This window comes from Marivita cryptomonadis, assembly GCF_002115725.1.
Taxonomy (GTDB): domain Bacteria; phylum Pseudomonadota; class Alphaproteobacteria; order Rhodobacterales; family Rhodobacteraceae; genus Marivita; species Marivita cryptomonadis.
Map to the genome: position 1 here is coordinate 75,319 of NZ_JFKD01000011.1, position 17,780 is coordinate 93,098.

Genomic DNA, 17,780 nt, shown 5'->3' on the forward strand with positions numbered 1-17,780 from the left:
TCAGCTTTCGCCAGCAGCCTCGTCCTCTTCACCCTGATCTGCGATCCACGCCACCGACACGACCTCTTCGTCCGCACCGGTGTTGAACACCCGCACACCACCCGCGCTGCGCGAGCGGAAGGAAATGCCGTCGACCGGGACCCGGATCGACTGTCCCTTTGAGGTCGCCAGCATGATCTGGTCATCCATCTCGACCGGGAAAGACGCAACGATGGCACCGCCGCGCATCGCCTTGTCGATGCCCTGAACGCCCTGGCCACCGCGACCGCGAACTGGATAGTCGTGCGAGGATGACAGCTTGCCCGCGCCCTTGGACGTGATGGTCAGGATCAGGTTTTCCGCCGCCGACATCTCGGCATAGCGTTCCTGCGTGATCGACCCGGGAGCCGCGGCATCCTCGTCATCTTCGATTTCGGCATCATCCGCCAGACCAGCCACCGCGCGACGCATCTTGAGGTAAGCGGCCCGTTCCGCCGGATCTGCCTCGAAGTGCCGGATCACAGCCATGCTGACCACACGGTCCGAGCCATTCAGGCGAATTCCCCGGACACCAGTGGATTTACGGCCCTTGAACACCCGCACCGCCGTTGTTGGAAAGCGAATGGCGCGTCCCGCATCAGTGACCAGCATCACGTCGTCATCCTCGGACGCGATGCGGGCATTCACCAGCTCCACTCCCTCGGGCAGATCCATTGCGATCTTGCCGTTGCGCATCACATTGGTGAAATCAGACAGCGCGTTACGCCGCACGTCACCAGCGCTGGTGGCAAAGATGATCTGCAAGTCGTCCCAATGCTTTTCGTCGCGATCCACCGGCATAATGGCGGCAATCGACACACCTGTCGGAATGGGCAGGATGTTGACGATGGCTTTGCCCTTGGCCGTGCGCCCGCCCTGCGGCAAGCGCCATGTCTTGAGCTTGTAGACCATGCCTTCGGTGGTGAAGAACAAAAGCTGCGTGTGCGTATTGGCGACAAACAGCGTGGTGACCACGTCATCGTCTTTGGTCGCCATACCAGACAGACCTTTGCCGCCGCGCTTTTGTGCCCGGAAATCGGCCAACGGCGTACGCTTGATCCAGCCAGACTGGGTGACTGTGACCACCATGTCCTCGCGCTCGATCAGGTCTTCGTCTTCCATGTCGCCCGACCAGTCGACAATCTCGGTCCGGCGCGGCACGGCGAACAGTTCGCGGACCTCTTTCAATTCGTCGGAAATAATCCCCATGATCCGGTCGCGCGAGCCAAGAATCTCAAGATACTCGCGGATTTTTCCGGCCAGTTCTTCCAATTCATCGGTGACTTCTTTGACACCAATCTGGGTCAGGCGCTGCAAGCGCAGTTCGAGAATGGCCCGCGCCTGTATTTCGGACAGGTTATAGGTTCCGTCCTCATTCGCGGTGTGGGTCGGGTCGTCGATCAGCGCGATATACGGCAGGATCTCGGCCGCGGGCCAGCGACGGGTCATCAACCGCTCGCGTGCTTCGGCGGCGTCAGCAGACGACCGGATCGTCGCGACCACCTCGTCGATATTGGTCACAGCCACCGCCAGACCACACAACACATGGCTGCGTTCGCGCGCCTTGCGCAGCAGGTGCGCCGTGCGCCGTGCCACCACATCTTCGCGGAAGTCGATGAACGAGGTCAGGAACTTGCGCAGGGTCAACTGCTCGGGTCTGCCGCCATTCAGCGCCAGCATGTTGCAGCCGAAATAGACCTGCATTGGCGTAAAGCGGAAGAGCTGGTTCAACACGACTTCGGCAGTCGCATCGCGCTTCAGCTCGATCACAACCCGCACGCCATTACGATCGGATTCGTCCTGAACGTGGGAAATCCCCTCGATCCGCTTTTCGCGCGCCGCCTCGGCAATGCGCTCGATCATGGTGGCCTTGTTCACCTGATATGGAATCTCGTCGATGACAATCGCCCAACGGTCCTTACGGATTTCTTCGACCCGCGTTTTGGACCGGATGATCACCGATCCACGTCCCTCAAGATACGCTTTGCGCGCGCCGGTTCGGCCCAGCATGATGCCCCCGGTCGGGAAATCGGGGCCGGGGACGTATTCGATCAACTGTTCCGAACTCAAATCAGGCTCTTCGATCAACGCCAGCGTGGCGTCGATGACCTCGCCCAGATTATGCGGCGGGATGTTGGTCGCCATGCCGACAGCAATACCACCCGCACCATTGACCAGCATGTTGGGAAAGCGCGCGGGCAGGACCGTTGGTTCGCGGTCCTTGCCATCGTAGTTGTCTTGAAAATCGACCGTTTCCTTGTCGATATCCGCCAGCAGATAAGCCGCCGGCTTGTCCATCCGCACTTCGGTATAGCGCATGGCCGCCGCGTTATCGCCGTCCATGGACCCAAAGTTGCCCTGACCATCAAGCAGCGGCAGCGACATGGAGAAGTCCTGCGCCATCCGCACCAGCGCGTCATAGATCGCGCTGTCGCCATGCGGGTGATATTTCCCCATCACATCGCCCACCGGACGCGCCGATTTGCGGTAGGGCTTGTCATGCCCATTGTTGCTTTCGTGCATCGCATAGAGGATGCGCCGGTGCACAGGTTTCAGACCATCGCGCAGGTCCGGAATGGCCCGGCTCACGATCACGCTCATCGCGTAATCGAGATACGAGGTCTTCATCTCATCGGTGATCGACACCTGCGGTCCCGCATATTTGGGGCGCTCAGGCGGCATATCTTCTGTGTTATCAGGAGTTTCTGGCGTGTCGCTCACGTTGATAGCCTGCTGTCGTTATGTCTATATTTTGTTGGCCTCATGTATATCAGAGACAGCATGTAGGCCGCAATGCACTTGACCAAATTAGTGGCGCCGGCATCTTGGCACTCACGCCATGATCTGGCTAACACACTGTTTTTGTTGAAAAGTCGCGAATCCACGGCACACTCATTCGTACAATAAAAAACGATGAGGTTTGCATGACCGAAATGAGTGAAACCGAGTTGATGCTGCGTGGCTACGGGCTGACCACCGCGCAATTGTTCTACCGGATGCCAGATTACAAGAATGTGCTGAACACCTTTGTCTGGCAGGAATACGATCTGGCCCCGGATCATCCCAAATTGTTCGGGTTTATCGAATTCTGGCAGGACACGATCGAAGGCCCGCTGCATTCGGTGCAATACACCCACCGCAAGATGCTGTCGTCCGGCGAATGGCAGCAGATTGTCGGGGAATTTACGGTTCACTAAGAACGTCGTCTTCGGGCTCGACCCGAGGACCTCCTGACCAAAAGATCTTCAGGTCAAGCCCGAAGACGACGCTGACTAGGCCTGTCACACCCCGTAAATCTCTCCGAACTTGGCCTCGAGATAAGACAGAAGCGGCGCTTCATTCGGCGCAAACCCGCAGGCCCGCTCGATCACCTCGCGCGGCTCATACAGCCCGCCATGACGCTGGAGATTGTCCCGCAGCCAGCCTGTCGCAGCAGCTGTGTCACCCGCGGCCAACTGCGCATCCAGATCCGGCACCGCCTTGCTCAGCGCCTCGTGCAGACAACCCGCATAGACATTGCCCAGCGAATAGGTGGCGAAATACCCAAACAACCCCACCGACCAATGCACATCCTGCAAGACGCCATTGGACGGCTTGTCCACCGCATAGCCGAAATCCGCCTCAAAGCGCGTGTTCCACGCCTCTTCCAAATCGGCCACCGCCAAGGTGCCTGCGATCAGCTGGCGCTCCAGATCAAAGCGCAACAGAACATGCAGATTGTACTGCACCTCGTCGGACTCGGTCCGGATAAACCCTTGATGCACGCGATTTACGGTGCCGTAGAAGGCGTCGGGATCACTGATGCCGAAATCGCCGAACACGTCGACCATCTGCCCGTGCAGCCAGCCGGTAAAGGCGCGTGAGCGGCCCAGCTGGTTCTCATAGATCCGCGACTGGCTTTCATGCACCCCCATCGACACACCGCGCCCCAAAGGCGTCAGCAGATAGGCCTGGTCGATATTTTGCTCATAGGCGGCGTGACCAACCTCGTGGATCGTCGAATAGATGCAGTTGAACGGATCGGTCGGATTGGTCCGCGTGGTGATCCGCACGTCATTGCCCGAGCCGGAACTGAACGGATGCACCGCCTTGTCGACGCGTCCGCGGCTCATGTCATAGCCAAAGGTCTTGGCGATCTGGCGCGACAGCTTCATCTGCGCGCTTTCATCAAACGTGCCGCTTAACGCCGCCGGGGCAGGGGCGCCCAACACTTTGTCGCGCAGATCAACCAACCTAGGCCGCAGCGCGCCGAACATCGCGTCCAACTGCTCTGCCGTGGCACCCGGCTCGTAGTCCTGTAACAGCGCGTCATAGGGATCACCGCCATCCGCAAGTGCCGCACCTTCCTGTCGCCGCAGGTCCAACACCCGCTCCAACGTTGGCGCAAAAGCCGCGAAATCGTCATTCGCCCGCGCTTCGGCCCAGATGCCCTGCGCCATCGACGTGGTGCGCGCGAGTTCTGCCGCCAGATCGGCAGGCACCTTGGAGGCCCGGTCGAAATCGCGCTGGATGTGCCGCAGATGCGCCTTGGCCTCATCATCGCCGCCCTTGGCCTTGGCCAGCCAGTCACTCACACGCGGATCCATGCGCCGCGCATGCAGAACCGATTCCAGTGCGCCCATCTCCTCGGCGCGTTGCGCCGCAGCACCCCGCGGCATGGTGGTTTCCTGATCCCACCCCAGACGCCCGGCGACCTGGCCCAGCGCCTCTGTCTCGCGCGTGAAGGCCATCAATTCGTCATAAGCTGTGCTCATGCCGTCGCTCCTCGAATGGATTGTTGTACCGGGTATTGCGCGGCGAACCGCGCCCGCAGGATCAACACCCACAGGATCACAGCCCCCACCTGATGCGCAATCGCGATCTGCCACGGCGCCATGTAAAGCACGGTTACAACGCCCAGCGCCATTTGCACCCAGAGCATCGCAAAGACCGCATTGAACCGGAACCGTGTGTCCGCATTGGGCGATTTCCGCGCCCGCAGCCAGACAACGATACCGAAGGCGAGCAGCAGATAGCCCGCCATTCGGTGCATGAACTGCACCAGCCCGGCGTTCTCGAAGAAGTTGCGCCAGATGGGCTCAATGTCGAAGGGGAAGGGCGGCAGGAACGCCCCGGCCATCAGGGGCCAGTCATTGTAGGTGCGCCCTGCATCGATGCCCGCCACCAACGCGCCCAGCAGAATCTGAAGGAAGGTGAAGTGCAAAAGTCCCGTGCCCAGCCCATAGAGTTTACCCTCCCGCGACCGCCGCGCTTGCATCAGATCACGCTCTTCACGGCCCAGCTCGAACGTGTACCACGCGATGAACCCAAGGATAACGAAGGCCAAGCCAAGATGCGTCGCCAATCGGTATGAGGCCACGTCTAGCATGGTGCCAGTGAGGCCGGACGCCACCATCCACCAGCCGATGGCCCCTTGAATGCCCCCCAGAACGCCAAGGAAGAACAGACGCCCGGTCCAGCCAGTTGGGATCTTGCGCGCAAGCAGGAACCCGAAAAAGCCCAGCGCCCAGACCAAACCAATGACCCGGCCCAATTGCCTGTGGCCCCATTCCCACCAATAGATGAACTGGAACTCGGCAAGGCTCATGCCCTTGTTCTGCAACTGGTATTCCGGAATCGCGCGATACAGGTCGAACTCGCGCTGCCAATCCTCGGCCGTCATTGGCGGCAAAGCCCCAGTCAGAGGCCGCCATTCGGTGATCGACAAGCCGCTGTCGGTCAAGCGCGTCAACCCACCCACGGCGATCATCACCATGACGAGCGCAAACAGGACCATCAGCCAAACCCGGATCGCGCCCCGCGCGCCGCGCTTGCCTGCGTCGATCATGCCCCCCTTGGGGGCGTCTTTGCGCGGTGTCTCTGCACCGACCTCTTCAAAGATGCTGCGTTTGGTGCTCATTCAGAGGGTCTCCTTCTTGGCCGAAAGACTAGGCTTGGGGCAGGGGCGCTTCAAGGCGCGCGCCTAGCCCTTCTCCTTCCAGCGCACCATTTGCCGCAGCATACCATGCAGCATCTGCACATCCGCGCGGGTGAGCGGCATCCGCGACCACATGTTCCGCAGGTTCAGCTTCATGCTGTCCGCCTTGGTTTCGGGGAAAAAGAACCCGGCACTGTCCAGCGTGCTCTCGTAATGCTCGGCCAGCTTGTCCATCTCGATGGCATTGGCCCAATCGGTGCCCGCCATTTCCGTGGCCTCAGATGCGATCTCAACCGATTGCCGCCGCCATTCATACCCCGTCAGCAACACACATTGCGCAAGATTCAGAGACGGAAACTCCGGGTTCACCGGAACCGAGATGATCGCATTGGCCAAAGCGATATCGTCGTTCTCAAGCCCCGCGCGTTCCGGGCCGAACAGCACAGCCACCTTTTCGCCGGCGGCGATCTTCTCGCGCGCCACTTCCATGGCTCGTTCCGGGGTCATCACCGGCTTGGTCATGTCGCGCTGACGGGCCGTCGTTGCAAATACATAGGAACAATCAGCCACCGCATCGACCGTACGATCCACCAGCACCGCATCATCCAATATCCGTCCCGCCCCCGAAGCCATCGCGACCGCCTTTGGGTTTGGCCAGCCGTCGCGCGGTGCCACCAATCGCATCCGGTGCAACCCGAAATTCAGCATCGCCCGTGCAGCGGCGCCGATATTCTCGCCCATCTGTGGGCGCACCAGAACAAAACTGGGCTGCGGCGTGTCGCTCGGCATGGAAGACGTCTCCGAAAATCTCAGGTCGCGCCTGACTATTGTGCCATGCGTCAAAGGGCAAGCGGTGCAAGCCCTTGGCGCAGGGCGCGAAATCACGGTATAGGGTGTCGACCACCAAGGAAGGGGCCGAAGATGTCCGACGCAGAGCAGCCACAGATCTACCTGATCACACCACCCGAGATCGAACTCAGCCATTTCCCGACCGATCTGGCCCGCGTTCTGGATGCCGAAGACATCGCCTGTATTCGCCTGTCTCTGGCCACCCGCGACGAAGACCTGATCCTGCGCGCCGCCGATGCCGTACGCGACGTGGCGCACCGGTACGATGTGGCTTTGGTGATCGACACCCATGTGGTTCTGGCCCAGCGCCTTGGTCTGGACGGCGTGCACCTGACCGACGGCGCGCGGTCTGTGCGCATGGCCCGCAAGGAACTGGGACCGGACGCCATCGTCGGTGCGTATTGCGGCCAGTTGCGCCATGACGGTATGAGCGCGGGCGAGGCCGGGGCGGATTATGTCAGCTTTGGCCCTGTTGGTGACACCACCCTTGGTGACGGGTCGCGCGCCGAGGCGGAGTTGTTCCAGTGGTGGTCCGAAATGATCGAAATCCCCGTAGTTGCCGAAGGCGGGCTTGATGCCGACATCGTGCGAACACTCGCCCCGATCACCGATTTCTTCGGCATCGGTGAAGAGATCTGGCGCACGGATGATCCTGTTGCAGCTTTGAAAGATCTGACCACAGCGATGGCTGGCTGATCGGGTCAGGGGGCTGTCTGCCCCCTCGGCGCGTACCGCGCCTCACCCCCGAAGGTATTTTCGGCCCAAAGAAGCTTCAGACGCACCGCTTCTGGTTTCTTTGGGCCCCAAATACCTCGGGGGAGTCGCCCTTGGGCGACGGGGGCAGAGCCCCCTTGCTTTCGTTGGTCAAGGAATGATCCGCGTGTATTTCACGCCTTCCAGCGTCGCGCCAAGGCGCAGGCCCGCCTGACCAAAGATAACTGCAATGACCGGGGCCAAAGACGTAGTGGTCTCGGCCGCAATGGTCTCACCGCCTTCGGGGATGGCGTATTCGATATTGGCTCCGGCGGCCCAACCGGGTGAGCGGCGGAAATTCATCAGCGCGTCTTCGGTCATGAAGAACAGCACATGCGCATATTGCTGCGCGCCGATCTGCAGCCCGGCGCTGGCCTTGGTGGTCGAGTAGTAATCCACGGTGATGCCACCGACACGCAATGCGCCGCGTCCGAATGCACCACCAATGCCCAATCCCGCCTCGGTGACCAGCGGCATGACCAGCAGACCATTGGCATTGGCCGCAAGGTTCTGCGTGCCCGGAAAGCGGCGGTACATTTCGGCGATCGTCGCATCGACCCGCGCGTCGATCCGCGCACCGCCATTGCCGCCGACGGCGTTGTTACAGGCACCCAATAGGAATGTGCCGCCAAGGCCCAAGGCCAGCTTGCGTCGTGTCAGGGATGTCATTGTCTCTGCTCTTTCTATGCGGATGCCTCTGAAATCCGGCTGTTCCGCCGGTTGGACGTAAGTATAGCCGCAGAGACGCGCCCTGTCACTAAGGATAGATCACGATAAGCGGCGCACCGCTATCCGTTGAGGAGCCGTGCCGCGGCCGGTGCAAAATAGGTGAGAACACCATCGCAGCCTGCACGTTTGAACGCCATCAGGCTTTCCAGCATCACCCGGTCATGATCCAGCCAGCCGCGTTCGGCAGCCCCTGCCAGCATCGCGTATTCGCCCGACACCTGATAGGCAAACGTCGGCACACCGAACATGTCCTTCGTGCGTCGGCAGATATCGAGATATGGCATCCCGGGCTTGATCATCACCATGTCGGCACCTTCCGACAAGTCGCGCGCGATCAGGCGCATCGCCTCGTCCGAATTGCCGGGGTCCATCTGGTAGCCCTTCTTGTCGCCTTTGAATGCACCCGACGCGCCCACTGCATCGCGGAACGGACCATAAAAGGCGCTGGCATATTTCGCGGCATAGCTGAGGATCGCAACGTTCGAAAAGCCTTCGCTTTCCAATGCGCCCCGCATCGCCGCGATGCGGCTGTCCATCATATCGGACGGGCCGATGATGTCGGATCCGGCGCGCGCCTGTGACAGAGTTTGCTTGACCAGCGCCTCGACGGTTTGGTCGTTCACGATGTGGCCGTGTTCGTCCATGTACCCATCATGGCCTGTGATGTTGTACGGGTCCAAAGCCACATCGGTCATCACCATCAAGTCCGGCACCGCGTCCTTGATCGCGCGGGTGGCGCGGTTGGACAGGTTTTCGGGGTTCCACGCCTCGGCGCAATCCTCGGTTTTGAGCGCGGGGTTCGTGTACGGAAAGAGGCAAATCGCCGGGATGCCCAGAGCGTGGGCTTCGCGCGCCGCCTCGACCACCTTGTCCACTGAGCGCCGCACAACACCGGGCATTGACGCCACAGGCTCCTCGATCCCGTCACCATCGCGCACGAATACCGGCCAGATGAAATCGTCGGGCGTCAGGGTGTTTTCACGCACCATGGCGCGCAAACCTTCGGTGCGGCGCAGACGACGTAAACGTGTGGCGGGAAAAGCGGGGGTGATCGGTTTCATTGGGGCAGTCCTTGTCTTTACCGTGATTGGGTGGCATGGAATGACCGCTGGAACAAGGCCTGCCACGCGTTAAGGCCGTTTGAACAAGGGATTACGCGCGCCTTGGATTGGTACTCAACCGTTTTCGAACTGATCGACATGCGGTCTTTTTCCAACCTCTGGTTCTGGATCGCGCTTGCTGTTGTGTGGTCCACGGCCAGCCATTGGGTGCTTGGCGTGCCGTTCGACATGGTCGGTCGCGCGCGGCGCAAAGGTGGGCAAGCGGCCGAGGATCTGACTGATCTGCTGCGCATCTACACCTCGCGCCTTCTGTATATTGCCGACGAAGCCGGTCTTTGGGTGATCGCGTCGGGCGCGTTTTTCCTTACCGGGTTTGCGGTTTTGGGCTGGGTCTATTGGGTCGAGATCGCGCAAGCGCTTTTCCTTCTTGCTTTTCCGATGTCGCTGGTCAGCCTGCTGAGCGTCCACACCGCCCGTGCCCTGCACGAAAAGGACCATGACCTTGAAGCGGTGTATAAACGCCTTGGGCGGCATCGCTTGATGGTTCAGGGCATCGGGATGGTCTCAATTTTCATCACCGCCATGTGGGGCATGTACATGAACCTCAGTGTCGGTGCGCTTGGCGGTTGACGCGGGGCGGGCGGCGCGCCACATGAGCGCGCTATGAAGACATCCCAACACATCACCATGGGCGGTGCGCCCGAAGGCTTTGACGCCCGTCTGGTTCTGGCAGAGGCCGAGAAACAGGGCGGAGCGGTTTGCCACATCGCCCGCGACGACCGACGTCTGGCGCAGATGCGCGACGCATTGCGGATCTTTGCGCCCGCGATGCCGGTCTTTGTCTTTCCCGGCTGGGATTGTCTGCCCTATGACCGGGTGTCGCCAAATCCCGACATTTCCGCCACGCGCATGGCGACGCTGGCCGCGCTGACGCACGCGATGCCATCGCAATACGTGTTGCTGACCACGATGAGCGCCGCAACCCAGCGCGTGCCCGCACGAGACGTGCTGCGTGAAGCTGCGTTCAGCGCCCGTGTCGGTGGGCGCGTCAACGAAGGGGCGCTGCGCAATTTCCTGGTCCGCATGGGGTTTTCCCAAGCGCCTACGGTGCTTGAACCCGGCGATTACGCCATTCGGGGCGGCATCATCGACATCTACCCACCGGGCGATGGTGGGCCGGTGCGGCTTGATCTGTTCGGGGATGTGCTGGACGGTGCACGGCGGTTTGATCCCGCCACGCAGCGCACCACGGAAAAGTTGGATCTGGTGGAGTTGGCGCCGGTATCCGAGGTCATTCTGGACGAGGCGGCGATCACGCGCTTTCGTCAGAACTACCGGATCGAGTTTGGCGCTGCTGGCAGCGACGACCCGCTCTATGAAGCGGTCAGCGCGGGTCGCAAACAGGCCGGGATGGAGCATTGGCTGCCGTTCTTTCACGCAAAACTGGAAACGCTGTTCGATTATCTGCCCGGCGTGCCGGTCACGCAGGACGACCAGATCACACCCGCGCGGATCTCTCGTTGGGATGGGATCGTGGACCAGTACGAGACCCGCAAGGCGACCTTGGCACAGAAGTCGCGCATGGACACGGTCTACAAGCCGGTGTCGCCCGAACAGCTATACCTTGACGATGCCGCATGGGTCGCGGCTTTGGGTGACCGTCGGGTGGTACAGTTCCATCCGCTCTCCCAAGCCTCGGGCCCGCAGGTCGTAGATGCAGGCGGGCGGATCGGGCGTAATTTCGCACCAGAACGCCAGCAGGAAAGCATTAGCCTTTTCAGCGCGTTGGCGGATCATGTTCGCAAAAAGATGCAAGATGGCCCAGTTGTCATCGCGTCCTATTCTGAAGGTGCACGCGAACGACTGACCGGCTTGATCGAAGACGAAGGCCTGTCAGAGACCATCGCGATCAACAACCTGACCCGCGTTGGCAAGCGCGGCTTGCACCTTTTGGTATGGCCGCTGGAACAGGGCTTTGAGGCACCGTGGTCTGACGCAGGCAAGGACGCGCGGATCACTGTGGTGTCCGAACAAGACGTTCTCGGCGACCGCCTGATCCGATCCCCCAAGAAGCGCCGCAAAGCCGAGAATTTCCTGACCGAGACCCAGTCGCTTTCGCCAGGCGATCTGGTGGTGCATGTGGATCATGGCATCGGCCGTTATCTGGGGATGGAAGTCATCACCGCAGCGGGCGCTGCGCATGAGTGCCTGCTGCTGGAATATGCCGAAAGCTCAAAGCTTTACCTCCCGGTCGAAAATATCGAACTGCTGTCCAAATATGGCCACGAGGAAGGCTTTCTGGATAAGCTGGGCGGTGGTGCGTGGCAGGCCAAGAAAGCCCGCCTGAAAGAGCGCATCCGTGAGATGGCCGAAAAGCTGATCCGTGTGGCGGCGGAACGCGCCTTGCGCAAAGCCCCGATCATGGACCCGCCTCCGGGCGCGTGGGACTCGTTCTCGGCCCGGTTCCCGTATCAGGAAACCGACGACCAGCTGCGCGCCATCGAGGATGTGATGGCGGACATGCATTCCGGTCAGCCGATGGACCGGCTGATCTGTGGCGATGTGGGCTTTGGCAAAACCGAAGTTGCCATGCGCGCGGCCTTTGTCGCGGCCATGTCCGGCGTTCAGGTCGCGGTGATCGCACCGACCACCTTGCTCGCCCGCCAGCACTACAAGAGCTTTGCCGAACGGTTCCGGGGATTTCCGTTGGAAGTCAGACCCTTGTCGCGCTTTGTCTCGGCCAAGGATGCCGCCGCCACCAAAGACGGCTTGGCCCGTGGCACTGTCGATATCGTCGTCGGCACCCATGCGCTTTTGGCCAAGGGCATCCGGTTCCAGAACCTTGGCCTGTTGATCATCGACGAAGAGCAACATTTCGGTGTGTCGCACAAGGAGCGGCTGAAACAACTGCGCTCGGACATCCACGTTCTGACGCTGACCGCCACGCCGATCCCACGCACGCTGCAATTGTCACTGTCCGGCGTGCGTGATCTGTCGATTATCGGCACGCCGCCCGTCGACCGTCTGGCGATCCGCACCTATGTCAGCGAATTCGACGCGGTGACCATCCGCGAAGGTCTGCTGCGCGAACACTATCGCGGCGGTCAAAGTTTTTTCGTGGTGCCGCGCATCAGCGACCTGCCTGAAATCGAAGACTTCCTGAAAACGCAGGTGCCCGAAGTGTCCTATGTCGTGGCCCATGGCCAAATGGCGGCGGGCGAATTGGACACGCGCATGAACGCGTTTTACGACGGCAAATATGATGTGCTGTTGGCGACGACGATCGTGGAATCCGGTTTGGATATTCCCACCGCGAACACCATGGTCATCCACCGCGCGGACATGTTCGGGCTGTCGCAGCTTTATCAGATCCGGGGCAGGGTGGGCCGATCCAAGACCCGCGCCTATGCGTATCTGACGACCAAACCCCGTGCCAAGCTGACACCCGCCGCCGAGAAGCGCCTGCGCGTGCTGGGATCGCTCGACACGCTGGGGGCCGGATTTACGCTGGCCTCCCAAGACCTCGACATTCGCGGCGCGGGCAACCTTTTGGGCGAAGAACAGTCCGGCCAGATGCGCGATGTGGGGTACGAGTTGTACCAATCCATGCTGGAAGAGGCGATTGCCAAGATCAAATCCGGCGAATTGGAGGGGCTATCCGAGACACATGACCAATGGGCACCGCAGATCAATCTTGGCGTATCGGTATTGATTCCGGAGGTCTATGTGCCTGATCTGGACGTGCGTCTGGGCCTTTACCGCCGCCTGTCCTCGCTCTCGACCAAGGTAGAGTTGGAGGGCTTTGCGGCCGAACTGATCGACCGCTTTGGAAAACTCCCGCGCGAAGTGAACACGCTGCTACTTGTGGTGCGCATCAAGGCGATGTGCAAACTGGCGGGGATTGCAAAACTCGACGGCGGGCCAAAGGGCGTGACGATCCAATTCCACAATGACAAATTCGCCTCACCCGAAGGTCTGGTGGATTTCATCAAGGATCAGAACGGCTTGGCCAAGGTGAAGGACAACAAGATCATCGTCCGCCGCGACTGGGCAAAGGACAGCGACAAGATCAAAGGGGCCTTTTCGATTGCGCAGGATCTGGCGAAGAAGGTGAAGGACGCAAAATCGGCCAAGGCATGAGGCTGTCCGTCATCGCATAGGAGCCAAGCGTCGACGCATCGCAGGCGGCGGCTTGGGGGATGCGGCTGACACTCGTATCGCTCCGCCGCTTGGCGGTGTCGCAGATGGCGGCTCACAGCCCGTCCAGACGCAGGACGCACCGTTCGACCAAAACTTCGCGGGCGCCGGCCTTAGAACTTGGGCATCCCTTTACGCAGGCCGGGCAGGCGGAGGGTGTCATGCACCCGCACCTCGTGATCTTCAGAAACCGAGACCACCCGCAGGTAGGGCGCTCCGGCAGAGGGATCGTCGACATGGTCGGCGGACAGGCCCGCCACAACCGCGCCATGGCCGGGCTTTTTTGCATAGTCCTCCATCAGCGCAAGGCGATAGCGGCACTGAAACCTGTTGCAGATATCGGCGCGCAGGTTCCTTTCCAGCGTGCAGCCGAACGCACCATGATAGACGCAACTGTCGGAGGTCGATGTTTCAGGGATGTGTGACAGGTACAGATCACGGATCTCGTCCCGCGTCAGGTCAGGCCGGGACCAGCGCACATAGTTGATCGTCGCCACCTCAATAAACGCCATACGTGACGCACCGTGCAGACAACATTCCCCTTGGCAGGCAATGCAGCTGGCATTGACGACTACAGGCTCGGGCTGTTCCTCTTTTCTGCGGGTGATGTAATCGGGGTCATGCTCGGGCTGTGCGGGGGCGCGAATGATCCCATCTGCCTGCGCGTAACTTTCCTCAAGCGTCATATCGAGATGGGCGACAAAAGCGGCGCGCCGGTCGTCGGGCAGAGGCACCAGAGGGCGGTCGAACCGGGGCGCGATGCCGTGGGCGATCTGGCCCAGATCCGGCTGCCCCACCGCTGCAGCCGCAGCCTTCAGCACGGGACGCGCCCGTCGGCGGCTGACCTCAAGATAGGCGGCGTCACGTGCCAACGTCCGCCGTCCAATATCAGCCGCCGCCTCGATCTGGCGGCGCGTCACACAAGAGGGTCGATGGCACAGCGCGTCGGCGGGATTGTCCTTGGGCGCAAGCGGCTGCGCGCAGTGGCGGCAGGTGCCTTTGACCTGGGGTTTGGGAAAAACGGGCCGGGGTGGGGCGACCATGGCGGGTCTCCGGAAATCAGCTTTGACAATAAGGTTTGCGGCACCGGGCCGCCACGAATGCACGTGACAGACTGGCAGAAAAAACCACGCAAGCCAAATGCTCTGTTGTCGTCCAAGTGCGCTGTTGCCGGAGAGTGGAGCGGGTAGCGGGAATCGAACCCGCAACGTAAGCTTGGGAAGCTCGCGTGATACCTTTTCACCATACCCGCGCTCTGCGGGCTGAGATACGCCGCGCTCTGATCGGCGTCAAGATCGCTCCGCACCTTCGGGCGGCGAAGGGAACGATCCCCCCAATCACGCGTTGCCTGACCAACGAAACCGATAATCACATTCGAGGTCAGCATGTCAAAGATGGAAACCATCAATCCCGCCACCGAAACCGCCATTGCCACATACGAGGTCATGGATCCGTCCGCCGTGATGGCCAAGGTCGAGGCGTGCCATGCGGCCTTTCTCGACTGGCGCTCTCTGTCCCATCGCGACCGCGCGCCGTACCTGACCAAGATCGCCAAAGCGCTGCGCAACCACGCGGGTGAACTGGCCGAGTTGATGACCCGCGAGGTGGGCAAGCTGTACCGTGACGGCAAGACCGAAGTCGAACTCTGCGCGCAAATCTTTGAATACACCGCCGAACACGGCCCTGCCGAACTCGCCGATGAGACCCGCACCCATGGCGGGGGCGAAAAGTCTGGGATCGTCACGTTCAGCCCCATTGGTGTGATCTACTCCATCCAGCCGTGGAACTTCCCGCTCTACCAGCCGGTGCGCGTGCTCGCGGCGAACCTGATGGCGGGCAATGGTGTGGTGCTGAAACACGCGTCGATCTGCACGGGCAGCGGGCTCAAACTGCGCGAGATCTGTATCGAGGCGGGACTGCCCGAAGACCTGTTCCAAGTGGTGATCATTGACCACGACACCTCGGACGAGTTGATCGCCCACGACCTTGTGCGCGGCGTGACCATGACCGGCAGTGATGGCGCGGGTCGGCACATTGGCGCACTGGCGAGCAAGCACCTCAAGAAGACGGTTCTCGAACTGGGGTCGAACGACGCCTACCTTGTGCTTGAAAGGGCGGATGTGGAACTGGCCGTGAAGACCAGCGTCATGGGGCGGCTGTTCAACAACGGCGAGACCTGTGTCTCGGCCAAGCGCTTTGTGGTGACGGACGCGGTCTATGACGCCTTTGTCGATGCCTTTGTCGACCAGATGAAGGCCATCAAACTGGGCGACCCGATGGACGAGGACACCCAGCTTGGGCCGCTCTCCAGTCAAGACCAGTTCGACACCGTGGCAGAACAAGTGACCAAGAGCATCGCCAAGGGTGCAACACTCCTGTGTGGTGGCGATCCGAAAGACGGCACCGGGCACTATTACCCGGCCACCGTGCTGGCGGAGGTTACACCGGGGATGCCCGCCTATGACGACGAAATCTTCGGCCCCGTGGCGGCGGTGATCCGCGCCAAGGATGACGAGGACGCGATGCGCATCGCCAATGACAGCCGCTACGGGCTGGGCGGTGGCATCTTCTGTCAGGACGAGGAACACGCAATGAAACTCGCCCGCGATCACTTTGACACCGGCATGGTGCGGATCAACAGTTTTGGCGCGGCGGATCCGAACATGCCGTTCGGCGGCGTCAAGGACTCAGGCTACGGCCGTGAACATGGCGGGTTCGGGATGAAGGAGTTCGTGAACATCAAGGCGATCTTCCGTCCCTGAACCGACCCCTCCCATCTGAAAGGAAAGACCATGAATATTCTCGTCGCCGGGGCCACCGGCAAAACAGGCCTGCGCCTGACCCAAACCCTCTTGGCCAATGGTCACCACCCGATTGCGCTGGTGCGCGACAGCTCGGACACCTCGGATCTGCCGAATGGCACCGAGACGCGCCACGGCGATCTGACCGACCTGCAACAGGGCGTCTGCGATGGCTGTGACGTGGTGGTCTTTGCCGCCGGATCGGGCAGCGGCACGGGGCCGGAAATGACCGACAAGGTTGACCGCGACGGGGCCAAGCGGCTGGTCGATCTGGCCAAGGATGCGGGCGTGGCGCGCTTTGTCATGCTCAGCACCGTGGGGGCGGGCGACCCGGACCCCGACAGCAAGCTGGGGCATTACCTGATGGCCAAGCACGAGGCGGATGAACACCTCAAGGCGTCAGGGCTGGACTTTGCCATCCTGAGGCCCGTGGCGCTGACGGATGAAGATGGGTCGCGCGACATCGTCTATGGCGATGCTGTGGACGTGCAGGGCGAGGCCGCCCGGGGCGACGTGGCCCATGTGTTGGCGCAGGCGGTGGATGACCCGGAATGGCGCGGCAAGACGCTGTTGATGGCGTCGGCTTAAATCATCCCGAAGGGTGCGTGAAATCACGCACCTTTATTGTTGGGAAGGTGCGTGAAATCACGCACCCTACGCCATGTCACCACATCCGATCACAGTGCAAGCGTCCGCCCGGGTGGGCGCGGAACGCGCCCGCCATGGGGCGGGCGGACGCGTCGCCGCCGCTGCGCGACGGCGGAGTTTAGAATATCCAAAGTTGAGGATTTGGAGAGTGTGTGCTTGCACGTTCCAAAAACCAACTTCCAAAAAAATGCGTGAAATCACGCGCTCTATATGTCTCACTCGTTTCTATACAGAAAAGACCCTGATTCGAAGAACTTGTCCAAATCTCCGAACTGATCATACAGTGAATTAAACTTAATCGCTTTGTTTGCGTATGCAGAAATTTTGGGGAACGTGCGAAGCCGTATAGGTCGAATTTCTTCGCTAGTGACTTTGTCACTGAAGCCTATGACTGTTTTTATCTTGGCAGGTGAAACGGGACTTTTCTCAATTCGTTTTCCACGCACAAATCGAATTACGCGGTCTTGGGGGCTAACTCGACCACCCAAGTACCCATGAACTAGCCGATCCCGAACGAGGCTTAGCAAGATTTGTTCATTGTCTGTCATATCCTCGAAGACCAAAGACGGCATGAGAGCTAATTCCTCAAAAACTTCAAAGCTGACGACCATGCTCACGCGCCCACTTTTGTTCACTCGCCTCTTTAAATCGTCAAATCGCTTAGTGTGAACTTCGATAGTGTCCTTCAAACAGGATTGCAGGATAACAAAAGCAATATCTTTGATGTATTCATCGCTCTTTGACGAGGAGCCATTTAAAACAGGCATCCAAATCTTGAGTGGTACGATTATTCCTCGAAATAATTCG

Annotated in this window: 13 protein-coding genes and 1 tRNA gene; 6 read left to right on the forward strand and 8 right to left on the reverse strand. The window is 60.5% G+C overall.

The annotated features are described in order from the left end of the window. The gene (gene gyrA / locus MCRY_RS13420) at nt 1-2,700 is read right to left on the reverse strand and encodes a DNA gyrase subunit A (protein WP_085630703.1); all 2,700 of its coding nucleotides are present in this window, start codon (nt 2,698-2,700) and stop codon (nt 1-3) included. Between the two features lie 242 nt (nt 2,701-2,942). Between gyrA and MCRY_RS13425 the strand changes: the two genes are divergently transcribed. Further along, entirely contained in the window at nt 2,943-3,215 is a 273-nt protein-coding gene (locus tag MCRY_RS13425; protein WP_085630705.1) for an usg protein, read from the forward strand. Nucleotides 3,216-3,299: 84 nt separating this feature from the next. Here MCRY_RS13425 and MCRY_RS13430 read toward each other — a convergent pair whose 3' ends face one another. The 3 genes from MCRY_RS13430 to MCRY_RS13440 all read right to left on the reverse strand — a co-directional run bounded on the left by MCRY_RS13430 (nt 3,300) and on the right by MCRY_RS13440 (nt 6,724). Further along, nucleotides 3,300-4,772: a carboxypeptidase M32 gene (locus tag MCRY_RS13430; protein ID WP_085630707.1), complete on the reverse strand. Its 1,473-nt coding sequence runs from the start codon at nt 4,770-4,772 to the stop codon at nt 3,300-3,302. Next, nucleotides 4,769-5,917 carry a heme A synthase gene (ctaA, locus tag MCRY_RS13435; RefSeq protein ID WP_085630709.1) on the reverse strand — a complete coding sequence of 383 codons (1,149 nt, stop codon included), beginning with the start codon at nt 5,915-5,917 and terminating at the stop codon, nt 4,769-4,771. The genes MCRY_RS13430 and ctaA overlap by 4 nt, the downstream gene beginning before the upstream one ends. A gap of 63 nt (nt 5,918-5,980) precedes the next feature. Then, nucleotides 5,981-6,724 carry an RNA methyltransferase gene (locus MCRY_RS13440; protein ID WP_085630711.1) on the reverse strand — a complete coding sequence of 248 codons (744 nt, stop codon included), beginning with the start codon at nt 6,722-6,724 and terminating at the stop codon, nt 5,981-5,983. 132 nt (nt 6,725-6,856) lie between these two features. On the opposite strand from MCRY_RS13440, the gene MCRY_RS13445 reads away from it, so the two are divergent. Further along, the gene (locus tag MCRY_RS13445; protein ID WP_085630713.1) at nt 6,857-7,480 is read left to right on the forward strand and encodes a thiamine phosphate synthase; all 624 of its coding nucleotides are present in this window, start codon (nt 6,857-6,859) and stop codon (nt 7,478-7,480) included. 168 nt (nt 7,481-7,648) lie between these two features. Here MCRY_RS13445 and MCRY_RS13450 read toward each other — a convergent pair whose 3' ends face one another. Continuing rightward, nucleotides 7,649-8,206: a lipid-binding SYLF domain-containing protein gene (locus tag MCRY_RS13450; protein ID WP_085630715.1), complete on the reverse strand. Its 558-nt coding sequence runs from the start codon at nt 8,204-8,206 to the stop codon at nt 7,649-7,651. A 119-nt stretch (nt 8,207-8,325) separates the two neighbouring features. Further along, the gene (hemB, locus tag MCRY_RS13455; RefSeq protein WP_085630717.1) at nt 8,326-9,327 is read right to left on the reverse strand and encodes a porphobilinogen synthase; all 1,002 of its coding nucleotides are present in this window, start codon (nt 9,325-9,327) and stop codon (nt 8,326-8,328) included. Between the two features lie 102 nt (nt 9,328-9,429). Between hemB and MCRY_RS13460 the strand changes: the two genes are divergently transcribed. Together MCRY_RS13460 and mfd are read left to right on the forward strand one after the other, a co-directional pair. Further along, entirely contained in the window at nt 9,430-9,957 is a 528-nt protein-coding gene (locus tag MCRY_RS13460) for a component of SufBCD complex (protein ID WP_085630719.1), read from the forward strand. Between the two features lie 33 nt (nt 9,958-9,990). After that, nucleotides 9,991-13,467 (forward strand): transcription-repair coupling factor, encoded by a 3,477-nt coding sequence (mfd, locus tag MCRY_RS13465; protein WP_085630721.1) that lies wholly within the window; start codon nt 9,991-9,993, stop codon nt 13,465-13,467. Nucleotides 13,468-13,637: 170 nt separating this feature from the next. Here the strand turns inward: mfd and MCRY_RS13470 are convergent, their stop codons facing one another. Then, a complete protein-coding gene (locus tag MCRY_RS13470; RefSeq protein WP_138488173.1) occupies nt 13,638-14,567 on the reverse strand; it encodes a hypothetical protein in 930 nt (309 codons plus the stop codon). A gap of 135 nt (nt 14,568-14,702) precedes the next feature. Further along, a tRNA-Gly gene (locus MCRY_RS13480) sits at nt 14,703-14,776 on the reverse strand. A gap of 133 nt (nt 14,777-14,909) precedes the next feature. On the opposite strand from MCRY_RS13480, the gene MCRY_RS13485 reads away from it, so the two are divergent. Both MCRY_RS13485 and MCRY_RS13490 read left to right on the forward strand, forming a co-directional pair. Next, the gene (locus MCRY_RS13485; RefSeq protein ID WP_085630727.1) at nt 14,910-16,286 is read left to right on the forward strand and encodes an NAD-dependent succinate-semialdehyde dehydrogenase; all 1,377 of its coding nucleotides are present in this window, start codon (nt 14,910-14,912) and stop codon (nt 16,284-16,286) included. Nucleotides 16,287-16,316: 30 nt separating this feature from the next. Beyond that, nucleotides 16,317-16,913, forward strand: a complete 597-nt coding sequence (locus MCRY_RS13490; protein WP_085630729.1) for an SDR family oxidoreductase — start codon at nt 16,317-16,319, stop codon at nt 16,911-16,913. The last annotated feature ends 867 nt before the right edge of the window (nt 16,914-17,780 follow it).

What these genes read in the sequence shown, in the direction of transcription:
- gyrA (WP_085630703.1), bottom strand. Translation starts at nt 2,700, where the DNA reads ATGCCGCCTGAGCGCCCCAAATATGCGGGACCGCAGGTGTCGATCACC.
- MCRY_RS13425 (WP_085630705.1), top strand. Translation starts at nt 2,943, where the DNA reads ATGACCGAAATGAGTGAAACCGAGTTGATGCTGCGTGGCTACGGGCTG.
- MCRY_RS13430 (WP_085630707.1), bottom strand. Translation starts at nt 4,772, where the DNA reads ATGAGCACAGCTTATGACGAATTGATGGCCTTCACGCGCGAGACAGAG.
- ctaA (WP_085630709.1), bottom strand. Translation starts at nt 5,917, where the DNA reads ATGAGCACCAAACGCAGCATCTTTGAAGAGGTCGGTGCAGAGACACCG.
- MCRY_RS13440 (WP_085630711.1), bottom strand. Translation starts at nt 6,724, where the DNA reads ATGCCGAGCGACACGCCGCAGCCCAGTTTTGTTCTGGTGCGCCCACAG.
- MCRY_RS13445 (WP_085630713.1), top strand. Translation starts at nt 6,857, where the DNA reads ATGTCCGACGCAGAGCAGCCACAGATCTACCTGATCACACCACCCGAG.
- MCRY_RS13450 (WP_085630715.1), bottom strand. Translation starts at nt 8,206, where the DNA reads ATGACATCCCTGACACGACGCAAGCTGGCCTTGGGCCTTGGCGGCACA.
- hemB (WP_085630717.1), bottom strand. Translation starts at nt 9,327, where the DNA reads ATGAAACCGATCACCCCCGCTTTTCCCGCCACACGTTTACGTCGTCTG.
- mfd (WP_085630721.1), top strand. Translation starts at nt 9,991, where the DNA reads ATGAAGACATCCCAACACATCACCATGGGCGGTGCGCCCGAAGGCTTT.
- MCRY_RS13470 (WP_138488173.1), bottom strand. Translation starts at nt 14,567, where the DNA reads ATGGTCGCCCCACCCCGGCCCGTTTTTCCCAAACCCCAGGTCAAAGGC.
- MCRY_RS13485 (WP_085630727.1), top strand. Translation starts at nt 14,910, where the DNA reads ATGTCAAAGATGGAAACCATCAATCCCGCCACCGAAACCGCCATTGCC.
- MCRY_RS13490 (WP_085630729.1), top strand. Translation starts at nt 16,317, where the DNA reads ATGAATATTCTCGTCGCCGGGGCCACCGGCAAAACAGGCCTGCGCCTG.